This window comes from Planomicrobium sp. CPCC 101079, assembly GCF_007859275.1.
Taxonomy (GTDB): domain Bacteria; phylum Bacillota; class Bacilli; order Bacillales_A; family Planococcaceae; genus Planococcus.
This window is the reverse complement of the sequence record NZ_VOHC01000021.1, coordinates 303148-321183: the sequence shown is the minus strand read 5'-3', so window position 1 is coordinate 321183 and position 18036 is coordinate 303148. Positions and strand designations below refer to the sequence as shown.

Below are 18036 nucleotides of genomic sequence, written 5' to 3'. Positions count from 1 at the left end.
ATAAAGTAGTTCGATTCCCTAAAGAAAGGGAAAAAGGAGGAAATAGAATGTCGAATAAAACATTGACACGAAATGAAGTTCCAACTGAATTAACTTGGAAATTAGAAGATATTTTTGCAACGGATGAGCTGTGGGAAGCAGAGTTCAAAGAAGTAGCCGAACTGGCTGAAAAATCCGCTTCGTACCAAGGGAAGTTAAAAGAAGGCGCAGAAGCATTGTACGAGGTATTGGTATATAGAGATGAACTGTACGAGCGTGTTCAAAAACTTTATACATACTCGCATATGCGCTATGACCAAGACACAACCAATTCAAAGTATCAAGCGATGGATAGCCGCATGAAGTCATTGTACGCAAGAATTTCGGCAGGCTTGTCATTTTTAACGCCGGAAATTTTGGAACTGGACGAATCGGTGCTTAACGGCTATATAGAGGGCCATGAAGGCTTGAGTTTGTACAAGCAAGCATTGGCTGAACTGAACTCCATGCGGCCTCATGTGCTGCCTGCCGAGCAGGAATCCTTGTTGGCGCAGCTTGCGGAAGTGGGCGGTGCATCTTCAGAAACGTTTGGCATGCTGAACAACGCCGATTTAGAATTTCCAACTATTGAAAATGAAAAAGGCGAACAAGTGCAAATCACGCACGGGAACTATAGCAAATTGTTAGAGAGCAAAGACCGCCGCGTCCGGGAAGCAGCTTTTAAAGCGGTATATGACACATATGGAAAATTCCGCAATACGTTTGCTTCTACACTTTCCGGCAACATTAAGCGTGATAATGTCAACGCGCGTATCCGTAAATTTGAGTCTGCCCGGCAAGCTGCTTTAGCAGATAACCATATTCCAGAAACTGTTTACGATAATTTGGTTGAAACGGTAAACGACAACCTGCACTTGCTTCATCGCTATGCGGCGCTCCGCAAGGAAGTGTTAGGAGTTGATAAAGTCCATATGTACGATATGTATACACCGCTTGTCCAAGAGGTGGAGATGGAGATTCCTTACGAAAAAGCGACTGATCTGGTGCTTAAAGGACTAGATGCTCTGGGTGAAGAATATACAGGCATTGTTGAAACTGGCATAAACAATCGCTGGGTGGATGTGAAAGAAAACAAAGGGAAGCGCAGCGGCGCATACTCTTCAGGTGCATACGGAACCAATCCATACATTTTGATGAACTGGCAAGACAATGTGAACAATTTGTTTACGCTGGCCCATGAATTCGGTCATAGTGTCCATAGCTATTACACACGCAGTTCCCAGCCTTTCGTTTATGGAAACTATTCTATTTTTGTTGCGGAAGTAGCTTCTACCTGCAACGAAGCGCTATTGAACGAATATATGGTCAAGACAACCGAGGATGACCAGGAACGCATTTATCTCTTGAATTACTGGCTGGACGGTTTTAGAGGAACCGTATTCCGCCAAACGATGTTTGCAGAATTTGAACATTTGATCCATCAGATGGACCAAAACGGGGAAGCCTTAACAGCCGACCGATTGACAGAAGTCTACTACGGGCTGAACAAAAAGTATTTTGGCGAAGATGTGGCAGTAGACGAAGAAATCGGATTGGAATGGACGCGTATCCCGCATTTTTACTATAATTACTATGTTTATCAATATGCGACTGGGTTTAGTGCAGCAACTGCATTGAGCAAGGGGATTTTGGAAGAAGGGCAGCCTGCGGTCGATCGATACATCAACGAATTCCTGAAGGCAGGAAGTTCGGATTACCCAATTGAAGTGTTGAAAAAAGCAGGGGTCGATATGACTTCTTCTGGACCAATTGAAGAAGCGTGCCAGGTCTTTGAACAGAAGCTGAATGAATTGGAAAAACTATTGTTGAAAAAATAATTGGGGAAGAAGAAGCGTCGGCATTCCTTCGCTTCTTCTTTTTTTGTTTTTCTGAAATAATAAAAATGGATAAGTTGATTTTAAAAAGCTTTTCATTTTGACAATTTTGTGAAAATGTATGTGAAAGATTGTATTAACTATTATTTCGTGATAAGGTTATACTGTGAAATAAATCACATACAAACATACACCCCTTTGTTTGAGCGTGAACATTTCTCCCATCCCCTTTGTGTAATAGAAAAGGCTCCTTCCGGACGTGGAAGGGGCCTTTTCTCATTAATAAAGTTTTATGAATTTTTTGTGCAGCCCTTTTTAAAGGGAAATCCTAAATGATTCAAAATTAAAATTAAAATTATGCAAGCTGTGAAACTAAAATAACCTATCCGCCAATTGGCGGATAGGTTATTTTAGTTTCCATAATGTATCGTCAGCTAAACAAATGCGTTCTAATTTTTGCTGAAGCATTTGTTTCTTTAATTCGCGTTCTGCTGTCTGTTCGGAAATATTATAGATTGATGCTATTTCTCTTGTTGCCAAAGTAGAATATTTAGAAAAAAGTTCCTCCATAGATGGCGGATTCTGCTTGTTTAAGCTTTCAGTGCCAAGCATTTCCTGCAAGATGGTTTGGTATACGTTATAAGGATAAAGACCAGATACTTTTACACCTTCGTCTTCGATGCATTCATTGAAAAACACGATACTTGGAACTTCGTTAACTTCCATTTCACGGGTAATTTGCAGATCGCATTGAAAAGCTTTCGCTGTATGTACCGAGTGGAAGTCACGTTTGAATTCTTCCTGGTCCAGCTCCGCTTCTCCTGCAATTTCCAATAAAACTGAATAACAAGCTACATCTTTTGTCTTCAACAATAAGTTTTCCTGCAACTTATGCAAAAAACGGTTTCCTGCCCGCTTTCCTTGAAGTTCAGCAGCCTTTACTGCCACAGAAGCTAGTACCGGGTGGGAAAGATTGTCGATATCGATAATTGACGTTTTGCCGATGGAATTCAAATTAGCCAATTTGGTGCTAAGTACAATTTGCATTGAAAAATAATGGCCATATTCGATTTGTAACTTGCGTATAATGGATTGAAGTTCCCAGCACTGAGAATTGAGCGGGTCCATGAAAATATACAATTCCAACGGTTTGAGCGTGCTCGATTTTTCAGGAGTTTCCGGGACAAACTCTGTATTGCTCACTCCAGTTCCTCCTCACTATCTTGTTCATTGACCATATGGTGCGCAGTCAAAACAAGGCGATTATAGAAGGTCTCACGAAACTTGCCTGATAGACCCACTTCATCCATCGCTTCGCTCATACACTCTAGCCATGCTTGGGCACGGTCGGGAGTGACAGGGAATGGATGATGGCGCATTTTCAATCGTGGATGCCCATGTTCTTCTGAATATATATTAGGTCCGCCTAAATATTGTGTCATAAACTGTTTTTGTTTTCGTGCGGTTTCGGTTAAGTCGTTAGGAAAGATCGGCTGCAGCTTTGGATGCTGTGCCACACGAGCATAAAATGCATCGATTAACTGTGACAGGCGTTCCGCACCAATTTCTTCGTACGGAATAATCGGTTTTCCAGTCATCATTGTGTCTCCTTTGCTTTAGCTGTAAATTCATTCTAACAACGGAGAGGAAATTTCTCAAACAAATCGACTGAGCCATGAGAGGCAAAACAGCAAATATTGTAAATTTCCGATCATTAAACGTTTAAAATTGCGATTTAGCAGCTTTCATGAAACGGGCAATTTTTTTATCTGCAGGATGGACAGGTATGTCGTGTTCAGTTAAAAAACGGTTGAATTTTTGCTGCCCAGCGGCTGCATCCGTCACTTCGTACTCAACCTCGAAATCTTCTTGGCCATTGTAAAGTGAATGGTCCAGTACCAGCAAGCCGCCATTATATTCGAATTCTATGCGGTGAGTGACCAATGTGCCGATGGGGCGAAGCGCTTTCCAGTCAATACCTTGTTCAGTTAGCGCTTGCAGCACTTCAATGGCATCAAATGAAACGGCGTGTTGGATGTTTTGCGCTTCTTGTGCAGTCAAAAGATCTGTGATCTCAAAATTTCCTTCTTGAGCCGGAATTTTCAGTGTGCATTCGTACCGGTCCGATTTCTTCCGAATGCGAAGAGCGCAGCGCTTTTCTTTCAATTGAAAATCGCGTGTATCAAAATACTGGTTTTCTTGGGTCACAGCATTGCTTGGCTGAAACTTAAAAAAAGATAGAAGTTCTTCGTATTTTTCCTGAGTCAGCATATTTTTAAATTCGATTTCAAGTTCTTTTGTCATTTTACACACCTCTCTGTTAATTTTATTATCGGATAGTTTTCGGCAAACTGCAACGATGCAAGAGCTGTGTTAAAATATTACTAGCGTCAGCTATAAAAGAGAATACTTTGCAAAAACTGATAGAAGTAAAAACAGGCTTGCCGAAGAGTGTGTAAAGGCAGGCAGCTGCGAAGCAGCAGAAATTTTCATGAGGCACTTGCTTCACGAGCGTAAAAAGAAGCGGGGAGGACCACCTATGGGTCAATGGGATCGTTTTTTAGCACCATATAAACAAGCGGTAGATGAATTGAAGATAAAATTTAAAGGCATGCGCGGGCAATTTGAAACTGAAAACACAAATTCGCCGATTGAATTTGTCACGGGCCGCGTAAAGCCATTGGCAAGCATTTATGATAAAACACTTGAAAAAGGCATTCCCTTTGAACCTTCAGAAAAACTTGCCCATGAACTTCAGGATATTGCAGGAATTCGGATGATGTGCCAGTTTGTCAGCGATATTGAAACCGTGGTTGGACTGCTGCGGCAACGGAACGATCTTCGGATTGTAGAAGAGAAAGATTATATCTCCCAGAAAAAGCAAAGCGGATACCGTTCTTACCATGTTATTGTCGAATATCCCGTGCAAACCATTAATGGCGAACAGCAGATTCTGGTAGAAATCCAAATTCGTACATTGGCAATGAATTTCTGGGCATCAATCGAGCATTCGCTCAATTACAAGTATAAAGGTGTTTTTCCGGAAGAGATCAAGCTTCGGCTGCAGCGAGCAGCTGAAGCTGCATTTCAGCTGGATGCAGAAATGTCGAAAATTCGTGATGAAATCCAGGAAGCCCAGGCGTATTTCAGTGAATACAAAGAATCGGCGAAGAAGCATTTTCCAACTGACAGGGAAGGGGAGCAAACTAACAAATGAAATTTTTTATCATATCCAGAACTGATGACCTTTCAAATGATTTAATGGCGAAAGCACGTGCTTATCTAGAAGATTTTGATATGGCATGGGACGAAGAAGCGCCGGATGTAGTCCTTTCAATTGGTGGGGACGGAACGTTGCTTCATGCCTTCCATAAGTACAAAGACCAGTTGGATACCGTAGCTTTTGTCGGTATACATACCGGACATCTCGGATTTTATGCAGATTGGAAGCCTATTGAGATCGAAAAGCTGGTATTGTCTATTGCCAAAAAAGATTACGAAGTTATTGAGTATCCATTAGTGGAAGTGAGTGTCCACTACCAGAATTCCGAAAAGCCGGCCGTTTATCTTGCTTTAAATGAATCTACAGTGAAGTCTCCTGAAGTGACGCTTGTTATGGATGTCTTTTTGAATGAAAGCCATTTTGAACGTTTCAGAGGCGACGGCTTATGCATGTCAACTCCTTCTGGAAGCACGGCCTACAACAAAGCTTTAGGCGGGGCCATTATCCATCCGTCCCTGCAGGCGATGCAGCTGACCGAAATGGCGTCCATTAATAATCGAGTGTTCCGTACAGTGGGATCGCCGCTAGTCTTGCCTGCTCATCACCGATGCGTGCTGCGCCCAGTAAAAGCACCTGATTTTATGGTGACAATCGACCATATCCAGTTGCTTCATAAAGATGTTAAATCGATTGAGTATAGAGTAGCTGATGAAAAAGTCCGATTCGCTCGCTTCCGTGCGTTCCCGTTTTGGAAACGGGTCCATGATTCTTTCATTGACAACGATAAATAAAGGTGGAAAAAATGAAACCATTTCAATTAACTTATGTCGCCGCGGATTCCATACTCCTTCGGGAAGCATTAAGCGGCTGGGGGATTTCCAAGCGGACGCTGGCATCTGTCAAGTATAGCGGCGGCCGAATTTTAGTGAACGGCAAGGAAGTAACGGTCCGGCATGTCTTGGAAAAAGATGATGCCGTGACCGTTATTTTTCCGAACGAAGAACGTGGAGAGGGATTGATTGCAGAGGAAGGGCCGCTAAAGGTCGTGTATGAAGATGAAGCCTTGCTGATCATCGATAAGCCGCCGGTCCAAAATACGATTCCGTCGCGTGAACATCCGACAGGAAGCCTTGCCAATATTGTGGCGAAGTATTTTGAAGACCAGGGCATTCCCGCAACCCTTCATATCGCCACGCGCCTTGACCGTGATACTTCGGGTCTTGTGTGTATCGCAAAAAACCGCCATATTCATCATATGCTTTCCATGCAGCAGCAGGAAAAAAAGATGAAACGGCGGTATCAAGCGCTTGTCCATGGCCAGCTAGAGAAAACGGAACTTGTCATTACAGAACCGATCGGCAGAAAAAGCACCAGCATCATTGAAAGAGAAGTGCGCCAAGACGGCCAATTTGCAGAAACGCAAGTGCAGGTATTGCGCCATTTTGATGGCTATTCGCATGTGAAACTCCAGCTTAACACTGGCCGGACCCACCAAATCAGGGTTCATCTTTCCCATATCGGCCACCCGCTGCTCGGTGATGATCTTTACGGCGGCAAGCGGGATCTGATAGCCCGCCAAGCGCTTCATTGCGGTGAATTGGAACTGATCCATCCGACGACCGGAAAGCTGTTGAGCTTTGCTTCACCGTTGAATGGGGATATGGCAAAGCTGCTTTAAGTGAATTTATGGAAGCGGTCGGGCTGATATGGTTGAAAGGAAGGGACGGCAGCAATCGTTTTCTCAGGATACCGGAATGCAGTAAGGGAGCCGCCGAACACGCAGCCGGTGTCAATGTTTGCAGTATTGTTTAGGATATATGGTTCTTCTGTAGGTGTATGTCCATAAACAATCCATTTGTCCCCTTTATAGGATTGTGCCCAATCTCTTCTGACTGGACGGCCGAATGCATCGACTTTTCCAGTTGTATCGCCATATAGCACAAAAGCGGCAATGTTTTTGCTGATAGGCTTACCTATCATGTCATCTTTGATGCCAGCATGGGCGACAACCAGGCCGCCTTCAAATTCCAGGTATAGGGGCAATTCTTCATAAAACCGCAAATAGCGGGAGCGGAATTGCTGTTGTTCTTTTTTGGGCAAGCGGTGCCATTCATTGATTGTCGTTTCTAACCCATGGGTTAATTGGACGCGGTTGCCTTTAAAAAAACGATAAAGTTTATTGCAATGATTGCCGGGGCAATAATAGAGGGTGCGGTTATCTTGCATTGAAAACAATAAACGCAGTACGGCAAGCGAGTCAGGTCCCCGATCCATTGCGTCGCCGACAAAAACAAGCTGGCGCCCTTCCTGATGGACAAATTGGCCTTTCCTTTTTTCATAGCCTAGTACGTGGAGAAGCTCGAGAAGTTCGGCATAACACCCATGAATATCGCCAATGATGTCGTATTTCAATCGAATCACCTCATAGATCAAAATTGCCTCTGTACATAGACATAGTGTAACGTATAGAATACAAAAGCAGGAAGTTAAACACTTGAAAGGAGGGAGCATACATGATTGAAGAAAAAACAGTACGCGATGAAGAATTGAACGAAGAACTGTTGATGGAGTTATTAGAACGCGGGGAAGTTGAAGCGTTCAGGGAAGAGTTTTTATCATACCATCCATACGATCAAGCTGTATTTTATGAAAAAGCCGAACCGGAAATGCGCGAACTGCTGTATCAGTATCTCTCTCCGAAGGAAATGGCCCTCATTTTTGCGGCCATTGATCTGGACGATGAAGAATACGAAGAGTTTTTTAAAGAACTCAATTCGATATACGCTGCCGATATGCTTTCGAATATGTCGACAGACGATGCAGTGGACGTTCTTAATAACCTTAACAAAGAACAAGTGGCCACTTATTTGTCGATCATGGATAAAGAGTCTGCCAGACAAATAAAAGACTTACTGCATTACGAAGAATATACAGCCGGATCTATTATGACGACAGAATTTGTGGCTATCCCACAAAATTCCACTGTTCGATCAGCTATGAACATCCTGAGAAATGCTGCGCCAAATGCAGAAACTATTTATTATGTTTTTGTTATTGACGGCGAGCGCAAATTGACAGGGATTGTCACATTGCGTGATTTAATCATCGCAGATGAAGACACGCTCATTTCTGCCATCATGAGTGAACGAGTTGTTAGTGTTTCGGTTGGAGAAGACCAGGAAGAAGTTGCCCGGATGATCAAAGATTATGATTTCTTGGCAATGCCGGTTGTGGATTTCCAAAATCATTTGCTGGGCATCATCACGGTCGATGATATTATTGACGTTTTGGATGAAGAAGCATCTGATGACTATTCCAAACTTGCTGGGGTCACTGATATGGACAACTTTGATAAAGGACCCTTCACTGCTGCGAAAAAACGATTGCCTTGGCTGATTTTATTGACATTCCTGGGTATGCTTACTGCTAATTTGATGGGGCTTTTTGAAGCAACGTTGGATCAAGTGGCGCTGCTTGCGGTTTTTATCCCGCTTATTGCCGGCATGGCCGGAAATAGCGGTACACAAGCACTCGCCGTAGCAGTCCGCGGTATTGCTACAGGAGATATTGAAGAGGAAAGCAAGGTCAAACTGCTGTTGAGAGAAGCCGGAACGGGATTGATCACGGGTGTAGTTTGTGGAATAGTGGTCATTGGCCTCGTTTACTTCTGGAAAGGCGAATTGCTGATCGGTGTGTTGGTCGGCACAGCTGTCATGGGGTCTATTTTTGTGGCGACGCTTGCCGGTTCTTTTATCCCGTTGTTGATTCACCGGATGAAAATTGATCCAGCTGTCGCTTCGGGACCTTTCATCACGACTTTAAATGACATCATTTCAATTTTGATTTATCTTGGCTTAGCGACCACATTTTTAAGCCAGCTCTAGAAAAGTGCGAATTGCACTTTTCTTTTTTATAAGGTAATATTAGCACCAGGTAATAAATTGAGATAATAATAGTGCAGGAGGAATCGGAATGTCGATATCATTAGCAGGAAAAACTTTTGTTATTATGGGTGTTGCAAACAAACGCAGTATTGCATGGGGAATTGCCCGGTCACTTGACCAGTCAGGTGCTCGCCTAATTTTTACATATGCCGGGGAGCGCTTTGAAAAATCAGTACGCGATTTGGTTGCGACGCTTGATGGCAACCACGACCTCGTTTTGCCGTGTGACGTAACGAGCGATGAGGATGTAGAACGATGCTTCGAAACCATTAAAGAAGAAGTCGGGACGATTCACGGCCTGGCTCATTGCATCGCCTTTGCTAAAACGGAAGAATTGGCTGGCAACTTCTCGGATACATCAAGAGACGGATTCTTGCTTGCGCAAAACATTTCTGCATATTCTTTGACAATCATTTCGAAATACGCGAAGCCGCTTATGGCAGAAGGCGGAAGCATTGTAGCGTTAACGTATATCGGCGGCGAGCGCGTTATGCCGAACTACAACGTGATGGGTGTTGCAAAAGCATCTCTTGAAATGTCAGTTCGTTACTTGGCAGCAGATCTTGGCAAGCATAACATTCGCGTAAATGCCATTTCTTCTGGCCCAATCCGGACTTTATCTGCAAAAGGGATCAGCGACTTTAACACCATCCTTCATGAAATCGAAGAAAAAGCACCGCTGCACCGTAACACAACTCCAGAAGAAGTTGGGGATACGGCAGTGTTCCTATTTAGCGAAATGTCACGCGGCATCACAGGAGAAACCATCCACGTCGATAGCGGCTACCATGTTCTTTAAGATTTAATAAAAGCAGCTCTGCCGATGAGGCAGAGCTGCTTTTATCTTATCGAGGAACTTTATGAATAGTTGAGTTGGTATTATGTCGCCTGGCTGCACCGCTGGCGTCTTCGCTGCTTGCTCCCTTAATGGAGCAGAAAGCTGTGAGCCGTCATGCCAAAGAATTCAACCATGTAGAGGAGAAACAGGGAGGAAGCCAGCTGCTTGTTCGATTCTTTCTTCCATTTCCACTCGTTGTTTTGCCAGGTTTGAGCCTAAACCTTAGGCGGTGGGAATACTGAAATAAAAAAGCAGATCAGCCAATAAAGCTGATCTGCTTTTTATAATATATTTTTTTCCATAGAACGATGGGAGATGCCAGCTTCAAAAAATTCTGGTGAAGTGATGGCATAGCCCAGTTTTTCGTAAAAAGGAATTGCGTATGATTGCGCATTCAATTTTAATTTGTTCATTCCAATAGTACGTGCATGTTCTTCCATTGCTTCCATGACCAAGACACCGATGTGCTGCCCTCGGTATTCAGACAAGACACAGACGCGTTCAACTTTGCCGGTGCCTGGCTCCAGTTCACGGATGCGGCCAGCAGCTATCGGCTGTTCAAGCTGATAACCGACAAAATGGACCGCTGTTGCATCGTTCGCATCCATTTCAATAGTTGCCGGAACACCTTGTTCTTCAATAAACACGGTTCTCCGGACTTCCATGGCTTGTTCTTTTTCTAAAGGGGTAGTGGCTACTTTAACTTTTTGCAACTATTGCTCATCTCCAGTTAAACGGAATGTATCAAAAACTGTCCAAGAACCATCTTCCAATTGATAAAGCAGGTGAATCCGGTCGATGATTTCTTCGTGGTCAACTCCCGCCATTTTTAATTGCCCAAAAACATCAGCGTGTTCTGCATCAGACATTTTTTGTGCAATGGTTATATGCGGCACATACGTATACTTTGTTTCTTTGCTAAAAGGCTCTGAATGCAAATCTTTATGGATCGCCAAAATTTCTGGGGTTGGATCAACCTTGAAAAACAACGTGTTGGTCAATGGTGAAAAAGAACTGACGCGGGAAGCACGCAATTGGAAAGGTCGATGGCGTTTTGCAATCTTTGCAATTTCATCGGATATTTCTTTGATTTGGTTATCATCCGCTTCAAATGCATCTTTCAATGTCATGTGAGGGGTGATCTGCTCATAATGCGGATCATAGCGTTTTCGATAAGAATTGGCTAAATCCTGTAATTTTTTTGATGGAAATGCAACAACGCCATATTTCATAAAATAGCCTCCTAATCAATTGAAATCATTTACTGTTTTCATTATAACAAAGTGTCGAAAGATTGGAAAAGCACAATCAATGCCCGAAGTTTTGAATGAGGGCCCGCTTCAAGTCAGGCTGCCAGTGCTTCCATGTATGGTCGCCATCGAACTCATCGTAAAAAATAGAAAACCCTTTTTGCTGCATCAACGAATTCAATTGCCGATTTGGCTCTAAAAAATCAGCTGTTCCGCCACTAGTCAATTTGACAGCGGTTTCCCCTTTGCCGATAACATGGTAGACAGTGAACGAATTGGCTGACTGGAAATTGCGTACCTTTTCAAGCAATTCATAGCTTACTTTAGGTGACTGTAAAATGACACGGCCGAATATATTCGGGTATTTCAGGGCGGCAGCAAGAGAAACTGTAGCAGCCAGGGAATCGCCAATCAGTGCTCGACCCATACCGACCTGGTAAGTGGGATACTTTTCGTCGAGGAAAGGCACGAGTTCATGGGCCAAAAAGCGCAAATAAGCTTCGTGCTGTTCGCCGGCCGGTTCGTATTTTCGGCTGCGGTCTTTGACACTCTTATACGGGACGCCGACAAAAATAATATTCTCAATTTCCTTATTTTCCAGCAACTCATCCGCCACCCGCGGCACACGGCCAAGCTGAAAATAATCCTTGCCATCTGAAGCAATGACTACCGTGTACTTATATAAAGGCGAATAGTTGGATGGAAGGTAAACAAGCAGCTGCATTTCTTCCTGCAATTCGTTGCTGTAAATGGATAAGTCTTGCACTGTTCCTCTGTTCATGAAAATCCTCCTAGATGGGTTTGTACGAAAATTGTAACATATTCCTTCAAGAGGGGTATAATGGGGGAAGAAGGCAAACCAATAGAGAGAGGGGTTTTATCTATGGATGGAGGAAAATTTCGCGTTCATTCAGACGATGTGACAAAAGCGACACACGAAGCTTTAATTCGAAGAGGCGTTACTAATGAAGATATCGCCAAAATCGTTTTGGAAATGCAATTGCCTTATAACGAAGGTTTGACGATTGAACATTGCATCGAATCTGTGGAAAGCGTTTTGCGCAAACGTGAAATGCAGCACGCGCTTTTGGTTGGTGTGGAACTTGACGAACTTGCTGAACAAGGAAAACTTTCACGTCCGCTCCAATCGATTGTCGGTACGGACGAAGGACTGTTCGGTGTCGATGAAATGATCGGCCTCGGTGCGGTACTGACATATGGCAGCATTGCTGTCACAACGTTCGGCCATTTGGATAAAAACAAAATCGGCGTTATCCGCAAGTTGGACACCAAAGCGGGAGGCGCTGTCCATACGTTCTTGGATGATCTTGTTGCAAGTGTAGCCGCTTGCGCATCAGCACGCATTGCTCATCGTACCCGCGATTTGGAAGAGCAAGGCAAGACGTTCGAAGATCTGGCACCTGAAGAAACGGCGCCGGAAACGAAGATCGAGGGAACGGAAACTTGAATTTCAACTAGACACAAAGCTTTAAGGAATCCCAGCAGCAAGCGAAGCATTTGCTGATGGGATTTTTTATATGCTCTATATTTTTACAAGTTAAAATACGGAAGTTCAGAGCTTGCTTTTCCAAGCACATAATTATAATCAGAAAAATTCGTGTTTCAATAGATAGAAAGTAATGTTATGATAAAAAAGAGAAAAAATGAAATTATCAAAAAAGGGGGAGCTATTAATGACTAAAAAGAAATCAGGTTTATTTGCGACATTTGCTTTAGCGGGAACTTTACTTCTTGCAGGCTGCGGTGGCGGTGAAGAATCCACGTCTAGCGGCGGTGGAAGCGAAGGCGGCGGCGAAGCGGCAAATCCGGAATTCCTTAGCGTGTTGACTGGTGGTACGACAGGAACTTATTATCCGTTGGGTGGAGCCATGGCTCAAATTATTGAAACTGAAACAGGCATTGACACTACAGCAGAATCTTCCCAAGCTTCGGCAGCTAATATGACTGCCCTTGCAGACGGTTCGGGTCAGATTGCGTTTGTGCAAACAGATACTGCTTTTTACGCATCTGAAGGAACGAATATGTTTGAAGGCGAAGTAATTGATACCGTTTCCGCAATCGGCGCCCTTTACCCTGAAACGATCCAATTGGTCACGACTGAAGGTTCGGGCATCACTTCATTTGAAGATCTTGCCGGCAAAAGCGTTTCAGTTGGTGCACCGGGTTCAGGCACTTATATTAACGCAGAGCAGCTTTTGGAAATCCATGGCATGACAATGGAAGACGTTGAAGCGCAGAACTTGGATTTCGCTGAGTCCCAAGAAAGCTTGCAGTCAGGCCAGATTGAAGCTGCGTTCATCACAGCAGGGACGCCTACGGGAGCGGTTGAGGGCTTGAGCGCTACTGCAGATGTTGCAATTGTGCCGGTAGCACAAGACAAAGCTGATGCACTGATTGAGAAGTATCCATACTATGCTCATGATACAGTGCCGGCAGACACTTACGGCATCCCAGAGGAAGTTCCGACGGTTTCCGTATTGGCCATGTTAGTTGTCCAAAATGACCTTTCAGAAGATCTTGTTTATGACATTACCAAAGCGATCTATGAGAACACGGATCAAATCCAGCATGCTAAAGCCGCGTTCATCAAACCTGAAACAGCCCTTGAAGGAATCGGCATCCCGGTTCATCCAGGAGCTCAAAGATACTTTGACGAAGTAAATCAATAAGTGTAAAAAATAATGACGATAAAGCGCAAGCTTTATCGTCGTTATTTATGTTTGTGAAAAGGAGAAAAAGTAATGGAACTCAAGCGGGAAAATTGGATTTTTATTTCCATATTCGCTCTTCTTTTGACAGTTTCTGCAGCTCTATTTGCTCCGCTGCAGAAAAATTATGTGTTTATAAACAATAAAAGCGATAAAGTTGCAGCTTATATTCCCATGGTGGACACTGCTTTCCAAATAAAGTACACTCATTCGATTCATCTTTCCGACGTTTTGGAAAGTTACAAAACACTTCCTGACAATACTTTAGTAGCAACGGAACTGGAGTATGAAGATTTTAATATCGGGATGCCTTCAGATGCAGGAGAAGGAGAGGAATTTGTCGAAAAAGACGGGAAATACTTTATCAAAAATATGGAGAGGAATATGCCGGAATTTAGGATGCTTGTCGGAGATGTGGATGCGGGATTGTCTTTTTTGATCCAAAAAAAAGAACTTGATTTAAAAGCGACACTTGAACGGGGAACCTCTTATACATTCCGGGTCCAACGTTTATCTTTTTTTCAGCTATTAAAAGGAGTGAACATCTATGAGCAATAAAATGCCGCCAGAAGAAAGAGAAGAAATGAAGCTTCCTCATGATGAGGACAATTTTGTTTCTGAAGAAAAACAGAAAGAGATTTTACAGAAATACGATCCTGAATCAAACACACGAGACTTGGTAGGCATTGCAAAACATGTAGTGTTTTATGGGTTATTAGCTTTTTCATTATTTCAATTGTATACAGCTATATTCGGACAGTACACTGCGTATATCCAACGTTCTATCCACTTAGGATTTGCGCTCTCGCTTATTTTCATATTGTTCCCAGCACGCAAAAGAAAAGGGGAGCGCCATAAAGTTGCTTGGTATGATTATATTTTATCCTTACTGGCTATAGCTGTGGCCTTGTATTGGCCAATCATGTATGAAGACCTGGTTTTCCGGGTTGGACGTGTAAGCGAAATGGATTTAATTGTAGGGATTTTGGCCGTTCTGCTGACGCTTGAAGCGACGCGCCGAGCTGTCGGACTTCCGATTACAATTATTTCTTCCTTGTTTTTGGCATACGCCTTTTTTGGCCCTTATTTTCCTGGATTCTTGCGGCACCGCGGACAAGATCTCGATTCAGTAATTCAATTGATGTTCTATACAACAGACGGGATTTTAGGTACGCCGATCAGTGTTTCCGCAACGTTTATCTTTGTCTTTTTATTGTTCGGGGCGTTTTTAGTGAAAACCGGTGTTGGCCAGTACTTCAATGATCTGGCCGTATCATTAGCCGGCCATTTGACTGGTGGGCCTGCGAAAGTCGCAATCTTTTCCAGTGCGCTTCAAGGTACGATTTCCGGAAGTTCGGTCGCCAACGTCGTAACTTCAGGATCTTATACCATCCCAATGATGAAAAAGCTAGGATATAAAAAGGAATTTGCAGGGGGAGTTGAAGCGGCAGCATCAACTGGAGGGCAAATCATGCCGCCGATTATGGGAGCCGCCGCTTTCCTGATGGTCGAGTTTATCGGTGGTGTAACTTATTGGGAAATCGCGAAAGCTGCTGCGATTCCAGCCATCTTGTATTTCTCTGGGGTTTGGATCATGACCCATTTGGAAGCGAAACGGACAGGATTAAAGGGATTGTCGAAAGAGGAAATGCCTGACCGGAAAGAAGTACTGAAAAAATTATATTTGCTTCTTCCAATCGTGGCTATCATTTATTTCCTGTTTATCGGCATTCCGACCATGCATGCGGCCTTATACGGAATCGTGCTGACGGTAGTGGTCAGTGCGTTCAATAAAGAGACGCGCCTTGGCTTTAAAGATATCGTCCATGCGCTAGTTGATGGTGCGCGAACAGCATTGGCTGTTGCTGCTGCAACGGCGGCGGCAGGAATCATTGTCGGGGTCGTTGTCAAGACGGGACTCGGATTAGGCTTGGCAAACGGCTTGGTTTCCGCATCCGGAGGCAATATTTTGCTGACGCTCTTCTTTACAATGCTTGCTTCGATCGTATTGGGAATGGGTTCGCCTACAACGGCAAATTATGTTATTACTTCAACTATTGCGGCACCGGCAATCATTGCATTATTAATGATTGACCAGCCTTTCGGAGCCGCTGTGCCATTAGTTGTTGCATTGTCTGCCCATTTATTTGTTTTCTACTTTGGAATCATTGCAGATATTACCCCTCCAGTGGCACTTGCAGCTTTTGCCGCATCGGGAATATCGGGCGGAGAGCCGATAAAGACTGGATTTATTGCTGCAAAGCTTGCAGCTGCAGCGTTCATCATTCCGTATATGTTTGTACTAAGCCCCGCGCTTTTGATGATTGATACAACTTGGTCGGAGCTCATATGGGTGCTAATCACCGCATTTACAGGAATGATAGCAATCGGTGCTGGTTTGATCGGATTCTGGTACCGGAAACTCAACTGGATTGAACGGATTATTGCGTTTGCAACCGGTTTGGCCTTGATTTACCCGGAAGGCACATCTGACGCAATCGGAGCGATTGTATTCGTTATTCTTTTTGTTATTCAATGGATATCACGCGAAAAGAAAGTGCCGCGCACTTCAGAAGCGTAATAGAAAAAAGGCGGGAGCAATAGCTCCCGCCTTTTTATGCAACAAAGATCATTTTAATATATGTGAAGAAATACTCGGAAAAGCAAAGAAAAAACCGCCTGAACTTTTGTTCAGGCGGTTTTTAAATATGATTCCTACTGGGCTCGAACCAGCGACCTCTACCCTGTCAAGGTAGCGCTCTCCCAGCTGAGCTAAGGAATCTCATTTCCAGGACAAATATTATTATATATTGTGTGCTGGAAGGAAGTCAACAAGTTTTTTGGATTATAAGAACCTTGTTGAGTAAGAGCGGAAGGCATCCACCTGGAGCAACTCTTATAAATCACCCGATAAGTTCAACTTCTCTACTCTGAAAGAAATACGCTCCATTCCGTTTGGGCACGTCCATTTGCGATGGACCAGCATTCAATGGCCGTGGCGGTTCCGTGGAACGGCTCGAATTCCAGGGCAAGGCGAGCAAACAATGGACCCCAAAAAGGCGCCGCAACATTGTTCATGACAGTAACGTGCGGAACCCAGTTGTCTGGCAAATAAAGTGTGTCTTGCCCGGTAAACTCACGGGTCGACAAGTTGAGGGAACGGTGCAGATCGGCCAAATCATGGGTTATAACGGGCGACAAATAAAAAGTCCCTTTTTGCTTGAAAAAACCGAGAGAGGCAAAAGATATTGGCAACTGCTTGAACAATTCAGCCCACGGTTCTACCGCTTTTTTCAGGTCAAGCGGTTTGGTTTGAGAGAAAGATTGCAGCGTAATATGGGGAGGCAAGGACGTTTCATTTTTTAAACTTGCCACTTTCCCCTGTTCTTGCATCGTTTCAATTTTAGTAGATGATGCGTAATCAAACCGCAATACGATAACTTGCATTTCAAATCCTCCTCTTCACTGGCCAGCGCTTCTAAAGCCGGCATCGCGTGCTTCTTGTTCTGAACAGAACCATTCTTCCGGATTGGTTTGTTCATAAGAGCCGCTTCCCGGTAAATGATAGATCTTATTTCCATTTCGATTGATATTGCCTTTAATGTCGCATTTGCCGCTGCTTTCTTTTTTAGGGGAGTTAGTTGCACCGTAAGCATCGGCATTAAATCCTCTGTCAGTTGAGTAATTTTCGAATTCCCAGATTCCGGTTCCGGCGTCCCGCGCTTGTTGTTCCGCTTCTTCAAATTCATCAACATACCGTGTGTTCGGCGGATATACATACGCTACTCGCGCAAGGCCGGACTTGAGCATTTGTTCCTGTACGCTTTCGCCATCGACATAAATGTAAGCGAGCAGCCTGCCGTAATCATCAAAGCGGTCGCCAACATCAAACTCGATCGACACATCGCCAGATTCGATGATTCGCTTGTTTTCTTGGGTAGCATCTTTGCCAAGAGGCTGTTCCCCAAGTGTCGGGTGATTGGTTTCCGGGGTATCTACCAACAAATAACGAACGGTTTCTTCTTTTCCTTGAAACATGATCTTAATGGTATCCCCGTCGATGACAGAGGTCACTTCTACGTCAATTTGGTCTGTGGAGCCGCCCGTGTCAGTCGATTCAATCAAGCCGCAGCCAGAGAGCAGCAAAAGGCAGAGCATCCCAATAACTTGTTTCATTATACATCCCTGCTTTCTGAGTT

At 43.9% G+C, this 18036-nt stretch carries 19 protein-coding genes and 1 tRNA gene; 10 read left to right on the top strand and 10 right to left on the bottom strand.

Annotated elements, in window-relative coordinates:
- The first annotated feature begins 47 nt into the window (after positions 1–47).
- Positions 48–1856, top strand: coding sequence for an oligoendopeptidase F (gene pepF, locus FQV28_RS09580; RefSeq protein ID WP_146495920.1), 1809 nt, complete (start codon positions 48–50; stop codon positions 1854–1856).
- A gap of 402 nt (positions 1857–2258) precedes the next feature.
- Here the strand turns inward: pepF and FQV28_RS09575 are convergent, their stop codons facing one another.
- From FQV28_RS09575 to FQV28_RS09565, 3 genes are all read right to left on the bottom strand, one after another.
- Complete coding sequence (locus tag FQV28_RS09575) at positions 2259–3056, bottom strand: ClpXP adapter SpxH family protein (RefSeq protein WP_146495918.1); 798 nt, start codon at positions 3054–3056, stop codon at positions 2259–2261.
- Positions 3053–3451, bottom strand: coding sequence for a globin domain-containing protein (locus FQV28_RS09570; RefSeq protein ID WP_146495916.1), 399 nt, complete (start codon positions 3449–3451; stop codon positions 3053–3055). The genes FQV28_RS09575 and FQV28_RS09570 overlap by 4 nt, the downstream gene beginning before the upstream one ends.
- 124 nt (positions 3452–3575) lie before the next feature.
- Complete coding sequence (locus FQV28_RS09565; protein WP_146495913.1) at positions 3576–4157, bottom strand: CYTH domain-containing protein; 582 nt, start codon at positions 4155–4157, stop codon at positions 3576–3578.
- Between the two features lie 235 nt (positions 4158–4392).
- Between FQV28_RS09565 and yjbM the strand changes: the two genes are divergently transcribed.
- The 3 genes from yjbM to FQV28_RS09550 are packed head-to-tail and all read left to right on the top strand — an operon-like array spanning position 4393 to position 6754.
- Positions 4393–5070, top strand: coding sequence for a GTP diphosphokinase (gene yjbM, locus FQV28_RS09560; protein ID WP_146495911.1), 678 nt, complete (start codon positions 4393–4395; stop codon positions 5068–5070).
- On the top strand, positions 5067–5867 hold the full coding sequence (locus FQV28_RS09555; RefSeq protein ID WP_146495909.1) for an NAD kinase: 801 nt from the start codon (positions 5067–5069) through the stop codon (positions 5865–5867). Before yjbM ends, FQV28_RS09555 begins: the two co-directional genes overlap by 4 nt.
- A gap of 11 nt (positions 5868–5878) precedes the next feature.
- Positions 5879–6754 (top strand): RluA family pseudouridine synthase, encoded by an 876-nt coding sequence (locus FQV28_RS09550; protein ID WP_146495907.1) that lies wholly within the window; start codon positions 5879–5881, stop codon positions 6752–6754.
- Here FQV28_RS09550 and prpE read toward each other — a convergent pair.
- A complete protein-coding gene (gene prpE / locus FQV28_RS09545) occupies positions 6751–7488 on the bottom strand; it encodes a bis(5'-nucleosyl)-tetraphosphatase PrpE (RefSeq protein WP_146495905.1) in 738 nt (245 codons plus the stop codon). The two genes, FQV28_RS09550 and prpE, sit on opposite strands and share 4 nt — an antisense overlap.
- Before the next feature lie 101 nt (positions 7489–7589).
- On the opposite strand from prpE, the gene mgtE reads away from it, so the two are divergent.
- Both mgtE and fabI read left to right on the top strand, forming a co-directional pair.
- Complete coding sequence (gene mgtE / locus FQV28_RS09540; RefSeq protein WP_146495903.1) at positions 7590–8960, top strand: magnesium transporter; 1371 nt, start codon at positions 7590–7592, stop codon at positions 8958–8960.
- An 88-nt stretch (positions 8961–9048) separates the two neighbouring features.
- Positions 9049–9819, top strand: coding sequence for an enoyl-ACP reductase FabI (fabI, locus tag FQV28_RS09535; protein WP_146495901.1), 771 nt, complete (start codon positions 9049–9051; stop codon positions 9817–9819).
- Between the two features lie 320 nt (positions 9820–10139).
- Here the strand turns inward: fabI and FQV28_RS09530 are convergent, their stop codons facing one another.
- From FQV28_RS09530 to FQV28_RS09520, 3 genes are all read right to left on the bottom strand, one after another.
- Positions 10140–10571, bottom strand: coding sequence for a GNAT family N-acetyltransferase (locus tag FQV28_RS09530; protein ID WP_146495899.1), 432 nt, complete (start codon positions 10569–10571; stop codon positions 10140–10142).
- Positions 10572–11090 carry a YjcG family protein gene (locus FQV28_RS09525; RefSeq protein WP_146495897.1) on the bottom strand — a complete coding sequence of 173 codons (519 nt, stop codon included), beginning with the start codon at positions 11088–11090 and terminating at the stop codon, positions 10572–10574.
- Positions 11091–11166: 76 nt separating this feature from the next.
- Positions 11167–11889, bottom strand: a complete 723-nt coding sequence (locus tag FQV28_RS09520) for an alpha/beta hydrolase (protein ID WP_146495895.1) — start codon at positions 11887–11889, stop codon at positions 11167–11169.
- A gap of 102 nt (positions 11890–11991) precedes the next feature.
- Between FQV28_RS09520 and FQV28_RS09515 the strand changes: the two genes are divergently transcribed.
- From FQV28_RS09515 to FQV28_RS09500, 4 genes are all read left to right on the top strand, one after another.
- The gene (locus FQV28_RS09515; protein ID WP_146495893.1) at positions 11992–12576 is read left to right on the top strand and encodes a phosphatidylglycerophosphatase A family protein; all 585 of its coding nucleotides are present in this window, start codon (positions 11992–11994) and stop codon (positions 12574–12576) included.
- 226 nt (positions 12577–12802) lie between these two features.
- Positions 12803–13798 (top strand): TAXI family TRAP transporter solute-binding subunit, encoded by a 996-nt coding sequence (locus FQV28_RS09510; protein ID WP_146495891.1) that lies wholly within the window; start codon positions 12803–12805, stop codon positions 13796–13798.
- 72 nt (positions 13799–13870) lie between these two features.
- On the top strand, positions 13871–14395 hold the full coding sequence (locus FQV28_RS09505) for a DUF1850 domain-containing protein (RefSeq protein ID WP_146495889.1): 525 nt from the start codon (positions 13871–13873) through the stop codon (positions 14393–14395).
- Positions 14385–16418: a TRAP transporter permease gene (locus FQV28_RS09500; RefSeq protein ID WP_146495887.1), complete on the top strand. Its 2034-nt coding sequence runs from the start codon at positions 14385–14387 to the stop codon at positions 16416–16418. The genes FQV28_RS09505 and FQV28_RS09500 overlap by 11 nt, the downstream gene beginning before the upstream one ends.
- A gap of 128 nt (positions 16419–16546) precedes the next feature.
- On the opposite strand, the gene FQV28_RS09495 is transcribed toward FQV28_RS09500, so the two are convergent.
- The 3 genes from FQV28_RS09495 to FQV28_RS09485 all read right to left on the bottom strand — a co-directional run bounded on the left by FQV28_RS09495 (position 16547) and on the right by FQV28_RS09485 (position 18013).
- Positions 16547–16619, bottom strand: a tRNA-Val gene (locus FQV28_RS09495).
- A 143-nt stretch (positions 16620–16762) separates the two neighbouring features.
- On the bottom strand, positions 16763–17284 hold the full coding sequence (locus tag FQV28_RS09490) for a 2'-5' RNA ligase family protein (protein WP_146495885.1): 522 nt from the start codon (positions 17282–17284) through the stop codon (positions 16763–16765).
- Positions 17285–17299: 15 nt separating this feature from the next.
- Positions 17300–18013: a thermonuclease family protein gene (locus FQV28_RS09485; protein ID WP_146495883.1), complete on the bottom strand. Its 714-nt coding sequence runs from the start codon at positions 18011–18013 to the stop codon at positions 17300–17302.
- Between the last annotated feature and the right edge of the window lie 23 nt (positions 18014–18036).